Source organism: Candidatus Formimonas warabiya, from assembly GCF_002777255.1.
In the GTDB taxonomy this organism is placed as follows: Bacteria; Bacillota; Dehalobacteriia; order Dehalobacteriales; family Dehalobacteriaceae; genus Formimonas; species Formimonas warabiya.
On record NZ_CP017634.1, the window covers coordinates 4,411,548 to 4,425,018 of the forward strand.

At 44.3% G+C, this 13,471-nt stretch carries 11 protein-coding genes; 8 read left to right on the plus strand and 3 right to left on the minus strand.

The window, feature by feature from the left end; translation table 11 throughout:
• Positions 1-38: 38 nt before the first annotated feature.
• Positions 39-716 carry an endonuclease/exonuclease/phosphatase family protein gene (locus DCMF_RS20030; protein WP_148136065.1) on the minus strand — a complete coding sequence of 226 codons (678 nt, stop codon included), beginning with the start codon at positions 714-716 and terminating at the stop codon, positions 39-41.
• Positions 717-1,102: 386 nt separating this feature from the next.
• Here DCMF_RS20030 and DCMF_RS20035 point away from each other — a divergent pair, with 386 nt between their 5' ends.
• Positions 1,103-1,663, plus strand: coding sequence for a hypothetical protein (locus DCMF_RS20035; protein WP_236860073.1), 561 nt, complete (start codon positions 1,103-1,105; stop codon positions 1,661-1,663).
• Positions 1,664-1,747: 84 nt separating this feature from the next.
• Here the strand turns inward: DCMF_RS20035 and DCMF_RS20040 are convergent, their stop codons facing one another.
• Positions 1,748-2,503: a LexA family protein gene (locus tag DCMF_RS20040; protein WP_148136066.1), complete on the minus strand. Its 756-nt coding sequence runs from the start codon at positions 2,501-2,503 to the stop codon at positions 1,748-1,750.
• A 171-nt stretch (positions 2,504-2,674) separates the two neighbouring features.
• Between DCMF_RS20040 and DCMF_RS20045 the strand changes: the two genes are divergently transcribed.
• Positions 2,675-2,881 (plus strand): helix-turn-helix domain-containing protein, encoded by a 207-nt coding sequence (locus tag DCMF_RS20045; protein WP_148136067.1) that lies wholly within the window; start codon positions 2,675-2,677, stop codon positions 2,879-2,881.
• 543 nt (positions 2,882-3,424) lie between these two features.
• Here DCMF_RS20045 and DCMF_RS20050 read toward each other — a convergent pair.
• Positions 3,425-3,733: a helix-turn-helix domain-containing protein gene (locus DCMF_RS20050; protein WP_214658761.1), complete on the minus strand. Its 309-nt coding sequence runs from the start codon at positions 3,731-3,733 to the stop codon at positions 3,425-3,427.
• A gap of 129 nt (positions 3,734-3,862) precedes the next feature.
• Between DCMF_RS20050 and DCMF_RS20055 the strand changes: the two genes are divergently transcribed.
• From DCMF_RS20055 to DCMF_RS20080, 6 genes are all read left to right on the plus strand, one after another.
• Positions 3,863-4,069, plus strand: coding sequence for a helix-turn-helix domain-containing protein (locus tag DCMF_RS20055; RefSeq protein ID WP_148136069.1), 207 nt, complete (start codon positions 3,863-3,865; stop codon positions 4,067-4,069).
• Positions 4,070-4,340: 271 nt separating this feature from the next.
• The gene (locus DCMF_RS20060) at positions 4,341-5,069 is read left to right on the plus strand and encodes an isochorismatase family protein (protein WP_236860074.1); all 729 of its coding nucleotides are present in this window, start codon (positions 4,341-4,343) and stop codon (positions 5,067-5,069) included.
• Positions 5,070-5,119: 50 nt separating this feature from the next.
• Positions 5,120-5,761, plus strand: coding sequence for an isochorismatase family protein (locus tag DCMF_RS20065; RefSeq protein ID WP_148136070.1), 642 nt, complete (start codon positions 5,120-5,122; stop codon positions 5,759-5,761).
• 180 nt (positions 5,762-5,941) lie between these two features.
• Positions 5,942-6,172 carry a hypothetical protein gene (locus DCMF_RS20070; protein WP_148136071.1) on the plus strand — a complete coding sequence of 77 codons (231 nt, stop codon included), beginning with the start codon at positions 5,942-5,944 and terminating at the stop codon, positions 6,170-6,172.
• Positions 6,173-6,263: 91 nt separating this feature from the next.
• A complete protein-coding gene (locus DCMF_RS20075) occupies positions 6,264-7,790 on the plus strand; it encodes a sodium:solute symporter family protein (protein ID WP_148136072.1) in 1,527 nt (508 codons plus the stop codon).
• Positions 7,791-9,160: 1,370 nt separating this feature from the next.
• Positions 9,161-13,417, plus strand: a complete 4,257-nt coding sequence (locus DCMF_RS20080) for a hypothetical protein (protein ID WP_148136073.1) — start codon at positions 9,161-9,163, stop codon at positions 13,415-13,417.
• The last annotated feature ends 54 nt before the right edge of the window (positions 13,418-13,471 follow it).

Sequence of the window (13,471 nt, forward strand, 5' to 3'; positions counted from 1 at the left end):
ATGTTATAGCAAGCAGGCTTGAGTTATACCCTTGCTAATCAGATTAATACCTGTATGAGAACAGGATAATGATCGGAAAAACTGGAAGGTGCTACATGGTAATGTAAAACCTTTATAGACGGAGAAAGAAAAATATAATCGATTCTCTTATGCATAGGGATAAACGTAGGGATGTGTTCTTGCCTTGAAATTTGTGCAGCATCTATTAGGGGGGTGTCCTGTAGTTCCGGAGTTGTTGTATTAAAATCTCCCATAAGAATAACGGGAGGATGCAGTTGGGAAATATATTCCCTTATAAATTGAAATTGTTGATTGCGTTCTACTTTTGCTAAGCCTAAATGAGTATTTAATACATGTAACCTCTGGATTCCCAGGGAAAGAACAGTGTGCAGCAGGCCGCGCTGTTCTTTTTTGCTGGGTAAAAGAAAATGATGATTTTCTGAAATAGAAAGAGAAGTAAAGGTGGCTGTTCCATAATATCCTCCACCTAGAGGGACATTAGGAGCGAAGCTACAATACGTTTGCAAAGTATTGTTGATTTTGCTGACTTGATATCCTCTTTTTTCATTTTCATTTATTTCCTGAATACACATGACATTTGCTTGTGTGTTCTCCATATACCGGATTACATTATTGAAGGATGGCCGCATCCAGAGGTCTTTACCGCTGTGGATGTTATAGGTCATTAATTTCAAAATGTGTTCATTTTTATACATAGTGTTCTCCTTTGAAGCACGACTTGCTATTCTTGATATTTCATAGTATGTGCAAAATATTTAATGATGATAAAGTTGAATCTGTATGGATACCAAAGTTTTAATTGTTACAGGGAGGAAAAACTCTGGCAGGAGATTTCCTTAGCTTATTAAAAAAGCGGATTCGCATGATCCACGTATAAAAACAAGGAAACTGTGGATAAATGTAGAATTTATGGGAATATTATAGATAAATGCCTTTTAAGGGTTAGACTGATTACAGCCGGTAGTATTTCGGAAAGGAAGAAGATCTTGAAGTCTATCGCTTTCATCTTTATGTAAAGCAGGTATTGAAAGATAGCTTAAAAGAAAAGATTCAAAAGCATTTAGAAATGGGTGTGTGAATAATGGAATCTATTAATCATTTGTGGAATAGAGTCGGTTTGATCTCAAAATTGGCAAAAATGTCTCAAGGGGGTACAATGCAGTTCGGAAAAACTGCGGTGATGAAATATTTATTTATTCTTCAAGAGGTTTTTAAAGTGCCTTGCGGGTATAGTTTTTCTTTATATACCTATGGACCATATTGTGCCGATGTACTGTCTGATTTAGATTATACAGAGGCAATCGATGGAGTAAAAATATATAATATTGGGTCCGGTTATAGTATTGAACCTTCACAAAAAGCGGAAGAATATATAAAAAAAGCTAAAGATTTTTTAAATAAAAATGAAGGTAGTATTAACGAGGTAATGGAATTATTTAGTAAGATGACTGCGAGAGATCTGGAATTACGGTCTACTATAATTTATATTTATAAAAATTATTTGTCTAATAGATGGGAAATAAGCAGTACTGACATAGCAGCTGATGTAAGAGAACTTAAACCTCATTTTACTTTTGAAGAAGTACTGAGGGCGTTCGATCAATTGAAAATACTCAAGATATTTAATAAACTGAAAAGTTGATAGGTAAGAGAATATAATGTTTATTTTTGTCGAATTATCACAAACTACAAAAGACCTACTACTAATAAGTAGCAGGTCTTTTTCTTATCCTTTTTTTACCAATCCCAAAACCTCAATAGCCTTTTCTAAACTTTCTCCGTTAAATCCCATTTGAACACCTTTCTCAATAGCCTTGGTCCAACCTTTATCAGCTAATTCCTTATCCACCAAGTGATTTTTATATGTTAAAAAGCTTGGCGGCTTCTTAATCACCTTAACCAGTTGCCCAATTATCCGGTGATTGTCCGTTATTTTAATATCTTCATATGCCGGATTTGCTGCCCGGAGCACAAATTGTCCATTTTCCTGGATATAAAACTTTAGAGTCGCTTCACAATCGACATCCTGGACAATGGCAGCCACGATCATACCGTGTGAAGCGGTATCCACCTGGCGCATCAAGGCAAGATCCCCCTCATGAATTCCCACCCAGGACATCGAATCCCCCTTAACCCGGAGAGCAAAGTCTGCCTGTAATTCCGAAGGTATTTCAATTTCATCTTCCCGATTTTCCTGGGCTAGGATAAGGAGGCCAACGCGTATAGTGCCAAGAACAGGAATGACAAGTGAATGGATATTGAAATTCTTTATTAGGCGTTCTTCCGATCTACCAAGAAGGAAATCTAAGCTAACCTTAAAATAATCAGCAATTTTAATTTTTACTTCATCACTCGGAGTCCTTTGTCCGCTTTCATATTGAGACAATGTGGAATTCTCAATATTTAAGACTTTTGCTAAATGAATTTGGGTTAACTGTTTTTCTTCTCGTAATAGTCTAATTCTCTTCGCTAACGGTTCCATAGGGATTCCCCTTCTTTTCACAAGTTGTGAATCTAAATACAGTTTAACAAATATATAAAAAAGATAAACAATGTTTCACAAAATGAAAAACTAATTGTTGACATTTGCTAAGCGTGAATATAGACTATATTTATAAAGTTTCGCTAAATGTGAAGTAAAAGAGGTGATAATATGAAAACACTATCAGAAGTTCGAAAAGAAAAGAAAATTACCCAACTTGAAATGGCTGAGAAACTTGGCGTAGCAGTGTCAACATATAATATGTATGAGAATGGGGAGCGAAATATCCCAGAAAAAGTTGCATCAGGAATATCTAATGTTCTAGGAATTCACAAAAGTGATTTTTTTGTGCCCATTACTTTCACACTTAGCGAATAAACTTGCCAAAATAAGGCTAAAGCTAGCTAATATAATTGACATAAAATGGGATATTTAAACATGAGGAGGTGAGATGGGTGTAAAAATCGGAAGCTGAGAAACGCAAGGATGAGATATTTCATACCTTAAACAATTTTATTGGTCGTGTATCAAAAGGGTTTTTAGCTGCCTCCGTCAGGGAAATAAAAGCGTTGCCGGAGGTTGTAAATAGCCTAATTAAACTTATGGAAGACCAGGTAAAACCTTCTGACACTTTTAGTCTCAGACCAGCAGGTAAGGACGAAATGGTACAGGTTTTTGATCAACAAAAAGCTGAATTGATAGCTAAAACAACCGATGCGCATTAGTGGCAACAAAATTGTCTCAAATGTTAATAGAGTTCGATAGAAATCATATGGCTGTGGTGATTATGATTTCCAATGAAGGCCAAAAGCGAATAAGAGACTTTGAGCTTAATGATATCGGGATTGTTTGAATAGATACCTGACATCTCTCCGGTTGAGTATGGAGTGCCCTAAACATCAATTGTCCTTTTAAATAAATTTATTTTGTTATTTGCAATGTCTCAAGAAAATGCTGGAGCGCTTCCCGCTGGGTAGGGGTAAGCCTTTTGACGATCTCGATAATACTCCGAATATCAGGCGGTATGTCCGGAAGATCTTCAGCAAAGAATTCCGCCCATGAGATATTTAATGCCTGAAGTATTTTTTCGAGAGTATGAACCGTTGGTTGTTTTTTGCCTAATTCTATGTCGCTTAATCCAGCCTGGGAAACGCCGGAGAGTTTTGCAAGTTTATATTGGCTTATGTTTTGCTGGTTTCTCAAGTTTACTAACTTTCCCGAAATATTCAAAATATCCACCACCTAAAAATATATCGCTATAGCTATATTATCATATGTACTTTTTTCTTTAAATAATCGTTAGAGTTATTGACTATATATAACTAAGGCGATATATTATAAATAGCGGAGGTGATATAAATGTTTGCAATTAGGCTTAAGAGGTCCCGCACAAGCCATGGATGGAGCCAAGGGTATTTAGCTGAACTATCGGGGGTATCTCAGGCATATATAAGTGAGCTTGAGGCAGGAGAAAAACAACCTACTTTGCCGATTGTTGAAAAACTTGCCAAGGCTCTGGGGGTACATATAGCAGAGTTACTTGAGGAAGAAGCTGAAGATGGTTGATCAATTTATTCCAAGATATATGAAGAAGGCCTGGTATGAGACAAAGTAATCCCAAAACAAGCATTCTCGAAATGATATCCTGGAAACTTATCATTTCGCATCTTTGAGAGTTTTTGTTTGTTTTTTCGGTTATCCTCTTTTTTAGTCTTTTCCTTGGTATCCCAAAAAGCCTGATAATGTCCCGAAAAAATTTTTTCCTCTTACCCGTCAATTTCATCGTTAGTAAAAAAGTTGGGTGTGTTTAAACATATTCATCATATCGCTTATTATTGTGCGTAGTATACAAGTATACAACATAAATTTGTTTTCATTGACCAGTTATCCGGTTAATCAGGATACAGGTAATAAACAAAACGGAGGTATAAAAATGAAACAAGACGACTTGCAACAAATCTATCAGCGGGCTCAGTTGGGGTACCGTATCGGCTTTGGTGAGATGCCTGCCGTAGTGGTTGTGGATTTCTGCAAGGGATTTACCGACCCTTCCTATCCCCTGGGCGGAGATTTCAGCAAAGAGTTGGCCGCCACAGTAAAGCTTCTGAAGCTGGCGCGCAGCAAAAATATGCCGGTCGTGTTCACCACAGTCGGCTATCAGGCGCATTTGAAAGACGACGGCATCTGGTCGAAAAAGATTACCAGCCACAAACATCTGATGTTAAACAGCGAATTCATAGAGATTGATGGCAGGCTGAGCGTGGACCCGGAGTACGATACTGTGCTGATCAAAAAAGGCGCATCAGCCTTCTTTGGTACAAATTTAATTTCCATACTGATTTCTCAGGGTGTGGATACTGTCATCGTAGCCGGAGTCACTACCAGCGGCTGCGTTCGTGCTACAGTTGTGGACGCCTGCCAGTTCGGCTTCAGGACAATCGTCCCGGCTGATTGTGTCGGCGACCGCGCTGAGGCACCGCATCTGGCAAACTTGTTTGATATCGACAGTAAATACAGTGACGTAATGTCACTGAACGAGGTGCTTGAGCGCCTAGCCGCCTATTAGACCGAAGGGGCCAAGACACGCTGGAAGGCCAGAAGAAAAGGAGAGAAAAAATGTTGAATAATAGTATTCAGGATTTATATAAAAAATCCGGTATGAGCGGACGCGTAGGCTTTGGTAAAAGGCCGGCTATTTTGGTTGTCGATTTTGTGCAGGGTTTTACCTCCAAGGCCGGCTCGCCATTTGGCAGCGATTATATGGATAGCCACCTGGCGCACACGAGAGAACTTCTAGACGCGGCGCGGGTCAAGGATCTGCCCGTGGTTTTTTCCACGGAGGCATTCAGCGACAACATGAAAGATGCGGCGATCTGGTACAGCAAAATGCCCGGACTGAAACATCTGAAGATGAATGCGCCCAGTATGGAGGTGGATCACCGCCTCGGATACGATCCCAAGCGCGAGGTACTGCTGCTGAAAAAGACCGCCTCACCTTTCTTCGGCACAAATCTGGTCTCGATCTTTGTTTCCCAAAGGGTGGATACGGTAATAGTCACCGGTTGCACTACCAGCGGCTGCGTTCGTGCCGCAGTGAGTGATTCCTGCGCCTTTGGGTTCCGCACCATTATTGTACCCGAGTGCGTTGCCGACCGTGCTGAAGGGCCACATAATGCCAATATGCTGGATATGGGGGGCAAATACGGCGACATAGTCGGGCTTTCGGATGTGCTCAGGTATATCGGTTCTCTATCATAATTCTGGCTTTTATTGAAAATTCATTTGAGGGGAGGGTTGAGATTATTCTGTAGAAAGGAGGGTAGATTCTGTTAAATTTCTGTATACATGAATATAAGTATACATAATTTGATATCTATTAAAAGTTTTATTGCATTAAGAGTTGGCGCCTAAAAGGAAAAAAATAGGAGGTGTTCAAATATGTTTGATTACAGCTGGAGAATTTGGCCAAAAACTAAGAGAGGGAAAATGTGGGGTTCAATATTTACCCTATTTTGGATTTTCTTTATTTTCTTTCCTTGGGGAAAACTCGGCGTGGAGCCTTTAGCTTTTGGCTGGCTGCCAAATTGGCTGCTCGTGCTAATGGTTGTGCAGGTTATATATTTGACATTATGGTGGGTATTTATGAGGGAAAAGGAAAAAGAACTGTAATATAAAGCAATTGTGGCACAGGCATTAGAAAAAAATAAACAAAATAGCTTCACTGAAAACCTTATAAAAACAATGATACGGGGAGGGATTGATGATGAGTAGTACCACCATCGCATTACTTACAGTTACTGTTATCTATATTCTAATAATGTTAAGTATTGCATATATGGCTAATAAACGGGCTAAATCAGAAATAACGGATTATTTTGTTGGTTCGGGATCTTTTGGTACACTAGTTATTTTTTGGACGCTTTACGCCACACTTTTTAGCGCATGGACTTTTTTGGGGATGGCGGGAGGCGGATTTAAGCAAGGCCTGGGCTGGTGGGTACTAGCCTTAGCTGATATGAGCCTGGGATTTACCGGCCTTTATTTCGGCTCACGCCTATGGGTACTGGCACAAAAAAATAAGTATGTAACACCATCAGACTTTCTATCTGATCGGTATCAAAGCAATTTTGTCCGTTATTTAGTAGCAATAATGTCGTTAATTGCGGTTATTCCCCACGTTAGTATTCAAATTACTGGAATTGGAACTATTTACGAAGGTCTATCCCAAGGACAAATTTCTTTTAATACCGGTTTAGTTGTATTTCTCATCTTACTTACCATTACAACTGTCGTTGGCTTAAGATCGGTCGCCTGGTCGGATGTGTTACAAGGCATAATACTTTTTGTAGCCTTATGGATCGCCATGTTTAGTATCCTGGCATCGTCCGATGTAGGCGGGCTTACTTCGGTAGTACAAAAAATAATGAACACAAAACCGGAGTTATTGGGATTTCCGGGAGGAGGCGGATACTTTACCCAGAAAAACTGGATTGCCTGGTTCTTTATGCTGGGGCCGGCCATTGTTACCTATCCCCAAATGATTGTAAAATATTTTGGGGCAAAAAACTTGTTTGTTGTTTCAAATACATCTAAATTAATGCCGTATGCCATTCCATTAACAACTTTTCCAGTAGTTTTTTGCGGTTTGATTGGAGCTGCTGTCCTGCCGGAGCTTAGCAACCCTGATATGGTTATTCCCACCTTGCTGGCCACATACGTCCATCCAGCTGTAGCATCCATTTTAGGAATGGGAGCAATTGCAGCCGCTATGTCAACCGTAAGTGCCATTATGCTGGTAGCTTCTTCTATATTAATCAAAGATGTGATAGCCAGAATAAATCCTGATATGCCGGAAAAAAGACTGGTTTTCTGGGGCAGAGTATGTGTGATGTTCTGGGTGGGAGTTTGCTTGGTCCTGGGAATATGGAATCCAACCATGATTGCTTTAATGGGGGCTTACGCTCTTAGGGCAACCGGTTTAGCCTTTTTCATTCCTATTCTTGGGGCCCTTTTCTGGCCACGATCCACTAAGCAAGGGGTATGCGCAGCTATGGTTACGGGTTTTGTGGTTGGCGCTTTGACTTCATTTGTTTGGCCCACACCTTTTGGTTTTGATGCGGTATATTGGGGCTTTGCCGCGGAAGCCATAGTTTATTTTGCGGTTTCTTACGCTACAGCACCGCCTCCGGAGGCCCACTTGCGCCGGTTTTTTGATGATGTCGATGAAGCACTTAGCAAAACAAGAATAAAAGTTGCACAGGAAAAGCCAAGCGAGATTAAACTATAAATCGTAGATCCTTTGATTTTACCTGATTAAACAAATAAGCTAAAACCGGAAAGAGAATTAACTTTCCTCAAAAAAACGCCTAAACTAAAATGTTTATGCGTTTTTTTGCATTAAAACTCAACCTACTATCTCGCCAGTCCAGAGGATAAAAATATCATCTGTGGCAACTTCACAATATTTTTTGGTTCGCTATATTTGTGAGAATTCCTGTTAGATTGAACTAAGCAAAAGACCTTACAATATGGTAACAGTCAGACTGAGTTCTACAGCATTTTGAAAACCGTCGTTCAGCGTTTTCTCCAGTCAACTGATGTAGTTTTGCGTGCTCCGGAAAAATTTAGATTATATCAAATATGCTATAATCGGGTGGTTATGATTACCTAGTATAAAAAGTTTACTATAAACTAAAATTTAAGCTATTTTTTAAAAAATTTTAGTAAAATAAAGGAAAAATTTAGATTATATCGAATATGATATATACTCAAGCTAGAACCTAATTGTTTCATGATTTTCCAAAAAAAGGTCTTTGGCATTGTGTAAAATGTGAATCGCCAAATCAAAACTGACATCATAAGCACATTGTTTTGGATTAAATTAAACCTTTTCAGTCAAATTAGAGCTGCTTTACCATATAAAAGTTAGATTACCTAGTCACATTGAAAGAGAAGAAGCAGCTGGGTTGTTTCCATGGCACCAGCGTATTTTAATCGGGTCTGAATGTAATCCTTTAGTTCTTCTTTCTTCAAGCCCTGCAAGTGATATTTTACAGAAATGGGCCTGTTCCCACCGGGTTGACCGCGCCGCAGTTCAAACCTCGCGCATTTGATTTTCGGCACCACTTCGCATATGCAAACCTGAACCGCTGGGCTGAGCAAGGCAAAGACGTCAACGTAATGTTGGCGTTTTTAATAAGGTATATGGGGCAGCCAGTGGCAACACTGTGGCATCCTATAGGAATTGCCTAAATCGTTACGTTGACTGCCTTGAGTCAGAAAAGGACGCCAAACGTAAAGACATCAGCCTTAAAATGCTTGTTAGGGAAAACATTACGGGATCCGTTCTTTGTTTGGGTTTTAAGGCATCAAGACCAGGACGGAGATAGTCAGAGTACCATGAGGAAATGGTCTTTGGTGAATAATTAGATAATGGGTATCCGGTTTGGTATCCGTTTGAAAAGAAAAGAGGTGGTTTCAGGCATATGCGGCGGATCTAACGGCAGGGTTAGCCTTGTTCCCGGCAAACAAAAACGAGGCTGAAAATGGAGTTGCCGTCTCCAGAATAACAGGCTGCAAAAACTAAGGGGGCTTAAATTATTGGGGCAAAAGATGCAATTCTGGGATAAAATGTAATTCTGGGGGAGGATGGTACGAATGAAATCAAAAAAATATCAGCACTTAATCCTTTGCGCTATTTTTTTGTTATTATGCCTTATCGGAGTTACCGCTGCTTTTGCAGATGAGCTGGGCTTATCTGCTGCTTCATATAAGGTGGAATTCCTTTGGACCGACGGCGTAACCGTGATGGGCACACTGGACGTTAAAGACGGCGACTGTCTCGACGAAGCAGATATACCTGCAATCGACGCCAGCGGCACCAAAATCGTTACGAGCTGGCTTTTAGCGGATAGCGGCGAACCGTTCGATCTGCAAACGCCCATCCAACAGGACTACAGCCTGAAGCCCGGGGAAGTAGAGGATTATGTCCCGGAGACTCCTCTCGGCCTTATGCTGGACGAGCAGTCAGGTGATGCCGGCGTGGTGAGCGATGTTTATGGGGAAGTAGAGGATTATGTCCCGGAGGCTCCTCCCGGCCTTATGCTAGAGGAGCAGTCAGGTGATGTCAGCGTGGTGAGCTATGTTTACCTCATCACGGACAGGGAAATTGAGATCGGCTTCGATACGCCGATACTCGACTCCGCCGCTGCTGCCGCCACCTTTAAGGTTACGGTAGACGGCGAGGAAGTGGATTATGACTACCTCTCATATTTCGATTTTGGCTCTTATGAAACTGCGCCGGCGGTCAATATCCGCTTAAAGGATCCGCTGAATGTGGGTACGTTGAGTGGACGGACGGGAACCGCCGTGACGCCGAACTCGGGTACTTACACTACGCTTGGCCCTGCTGCCGCTGAACGGGTGAAGGTTGTCCTGATTGCCACCAGTGCGGAAACACAGGCCGTCTGGAAACCCTTCTACACCTATAGGCAAATAGGCCAAAAATCCAAAATCCATGCCACCGGCAACGCGGCTAACGGTACACTTGCTGCAAACGACTCGATCAAAGGCGTCGCCTATAACGGTGAGTACGTAATCAATTTCTGCGGCGAGGGCATCAACAAGATGACGGGCCGTGCGGAATTGCTGACTCAAAATGCCGTGGAAGCGGGTCTCTGCGTAAAGATTGTGGGCACGGATCAATCCGTGTACCAGGCTCCGGAATACCGTGAACTATATGTGTCCGGTGAAACCACCGACGCTTTTACCCGCACCCACATCGCCGGCACCTTGGATAAGCCGATCATCGTCACCACCGCTGATGATGTGATGCGTCAGGCCAGTACCGGCGAGATGGACAGGCCCAAAAGCGACCTCTTCTATATGGGCGAGGCGTTCGCGCGGCTGTTCTGGACGCTGGGTGTGGTGGAAGGCTGCCCGCGCACCCCCAGGAGTTTTATGAACGATTACGACGACTATAATTACGCGAAGCATATTGAGGATGCCTACAACCATGCCAAGGCCAACAATATGTGGGGTAATGGCACCACTAAGATGATGGAAAGCGCGGAGGATTACTTTACCTATGCCGCCATGGTGTGGTATGAATTTATCCCGGAATCTGCGGACGGCGCATGGCATTCCGAAGCCTTCCCGGTCAACACCCGTGAAGAGCTGAAAAGGTATGACCCGGATCTGTTCCGGCCGATGTGTGGTATATTCGGCGAATGGGAATATTTCTCCGGCCTCTCCAACCAGACCGCGGGCTTTGACACCGGCAGAGACGGCGTGCGGTCCGGCATGCCCTGGTTCTGGCATACCCAGGCGGATAATTACAACATCGACGGCGAAGAGTATGAAGAGCTGGAGATTGAGCACGTCTGGGTGATTTCCAGCAGCGAGGTCGAGGTTAAGTTCAACCGCGAGATTAAGGATATGACCGCGGCCTGTACCTCCAGTAACTGGCAGATAGAACGGAGCCTGGACGGCGGCGCCACCTGGACCCCCCTCAGCACCAACATCAGGGGAAGCTATTTATGGAAAGCCATTACCCTGTCGGCATCCAATCTGACCACCGGTACTTTCGGTGAGGGCTTCTCGGGCTTTACCCAGGAGGACCTCGATGAGCGCAGCGTGGCCAATGGCGGCTGGATACCGAATAGTCAGCAGCCCAGCGCCACCGCTCTGAAAAAGGGCGAATTTGTCGGTGTGGATGATGCGGTAGCGCGGGGCGCCGGCATCAACGGCATGATCAGAGTGCGATTCCTGGACAACACGCCCATCCGCGACTGGGACGGTAATGCACTAGCGAGCGATAATTACGGGGCGGAATTCCATCCCTGGGTAGGCAATGTCTACCGCAGCCCGCTCACCGGCGTTTACATTTACGCCGATACCGGGGTGTCGAAAAAGACGATTGAATTGGCGGGCTACTATTATGACTCCCAATGCGCCAATAACCAAACCATTACTTACCCCAACGCCTCCGGCGGAGCCCTCACCCCCGTCACGTTTGACCGGGTTGGCCAAAGGATTGCCGACTACGCCACAAGACAAAACGGCGGCATGAAGATCATCGCCGAAGGCCAGCATGCCATGCAGCAGTCGAGAAACCAGGAAAACAGCTCTTATCATAATGCTCTGTATGTGGAAGGCTGGGGCGGCACCAAATTCCAGGATGAAGCGGTCAATATAGAGCGCGACTACAGCTTAACCAGATACAAGAATGAGTTCCTCCTCTACCATGAAGGCGGGCACGGTGTAGACAGCTACACGGGCGGCAGCAGCTATGCTCCCTTTGTGTACACCGATATCACCTCTGCACATAACGCTGCGACCAGCTACGAGAATGGCCGGAGATGGTATGACGTTAACAATGTGGGCGCTTATTTGTCCTCCCGGGGCGAGTACGTCTCCACCGGCTCCACCTACTGGCATGGCACGATGCGCCAATCCAAGGACGGCACCAATGACGGCACCTGGACGCCCATCTGTAACCGTTGGACATTCTGGCGTTACGACCCATTTGGCTTCGAAGCCTTTAAGCGGCTCTACTTCGACGGCGATCTGGGCCTGTGGTACTGTGACGAAAACGGCGTTCCCCAATTCGGCAACCCCGAATACAGAGTGCTGCCCGGCGACTGGAAGTATCTGCAGTATGACGAAGAGCTTAATGAACGCCTCACGCTCCAATATGGGCTCCATGGAAACGGAGAAACCCTGAAGATCGACAGCGAAGACGCTTTGATCGCCTGGGGCTGCACTAACCCCATAACTTTGAACTACGACCCCTATACCGGCTATTCCAACCCGGACTTCAAGTGGGTATCCTGGGCCACAGCCAATATCTACGATATCACCTTGAAGGATGAACTCAACCCTGACTTCCCGAACAACAGGTATGACTTCAAAGGCGGCGTACACTACTTCCCGGAGGAGCCTACGAAGAGCTTTAACAATCCCTTCCTGGAGTATCCCTACGTGAAGAAGCCGGTCCGCTCGGCTGAAGACGAAGCCCTGATAGCGCCCGTGACCGGCGTGGCGAGCAATCTTGGCTTCTACAGCACCGCAGTGTTAAAATTCGATTTCAATCAGGAACTCACCGTCGATAACGTGCAGAGCAGCTTCATCGTGGAAGTCGATGGCGAGCGGATGCCCTTCCGTTTCTACTCCTACAAGGACGGCGAAGTGATGCTGCGCTTGCATTCGGCGGTGGAAGAGGAGCAGAAGGTCGAGCTCACCGTGGTGACCACGGGGCAAAAGATCCCGCTAGGCAGCGCTGGCGGCCTGACTCCTTCCGCAGCCATCAATGCGCAGGAAAAGGTGTATGTGTTAAACAACAAGCAGGTGGACTACGTGATCTCCATGGACGATGTCGAACGCGCCAATATGTTTGTCATTGAAGCTGATTTCGATACCGACTATCTGGATTTCGAGGATTACGAAATCGTGCTGCAGGTACCCACGGAGAGTGTGGAGCAAAGCTATGACGCAATTTCCGGCAAGTTTAAGCTCACCTTCTTCATTGCGAAACGGGACATGACCTACACGACCATAGCTCCGCAGGACGTGGCGGTAATTTCCCTGCGCGTGAAGGATAACGTGGCCTATGGAACGGAGCTGAAAGGCCTGCTGAATGATTTCAGCTTCACAGCAATCAGTGTTGATGGCAATACGACAAGCTCCCCCGATGTAACGATCACGAATCGGGAAGCAACGGTAATCGTCTCCGGACATAACCTGGACCTGAATGGCGATTACGAACTCACGTTAGAGGATATCGCCCTGGTAGTCTACCACTACTTCCTGATCGGTGAAGGCCATAGCATGTGGGAAGAGGCATCACGCTTTGATCTGGTGGGCAATGGTTTAATCGACACCATGGATATTATCGCGCTTTACAGATTGTTATAGCAAAGGTAAGCGGGTTAACGCAAACATATGAGTGTAACCGCTGCTGTGGGGCCG

Bases quoted from the DNA above. Each gene is read 5' to 3' on its own strand.
- DCMF_RS20030 (WP_148136065.1), bottom strand. From the start codon at position 716: ATGTATAAAAATGAACACATTTTGAAATTAATGACCTATAACATCCAC.
- DCMF_RS20035 (WP_236860073.1), top strand. From the start codon at position 1,103: ATGGAATCTATTAATCATTTGTGGAATAGAGTCGGTTTGATCTCAAAA.
- DCMF_RS20040 (WP_148136066.1), bottom strand. From the start codon at position 2,503: ATGGAACCGTTAGCGAAGAGAATTAGACTATTACGAGAAGAAAAACAG.
- DCMF_RS20045 (WP_148136067.1), top strand. From the start codon at position 2,675: ATGAAAACACTATCAGAAGTTCGAAAAGAAAAGAAAATTACCCAACTT.
- DCMF_RS20055 (WP_148136069.1), top strand. From the start codon at position 3,863: ATGTTTGCAATTAGGCTTAAGAGGTCCCGCACAAGCCATGGATGGAGC.
- DCMF_RS20065 (WP_148136070.1), top strand. From the start codon at position 5,120: ATGTTGAATAATAGTATTCAGGATTTATATAAAAAATCCGGTATGAGC.
- DCMF_RS20070 (WP_148136071.1), top strand. From the start codon at position 5,942: ATGTTTGATTACAGCTGGAGAATTTGGCCAAAAACTAAGAGAGGGAAA.
- DCMF_RS20075 (WP_148136072.1), top strand. From the start codon at position 6,264: ATGATGAGTAGTACCACCATCGCATTACTTACAGTTACTGTTATCTAT.
- DCMF_RS20080 (WP_148136073.1), top strand. From the start codon at position 9,161: ATGAAATCAAAAAAATATCAGCACTTAATCCTTTGCGCTATTTTTTTG.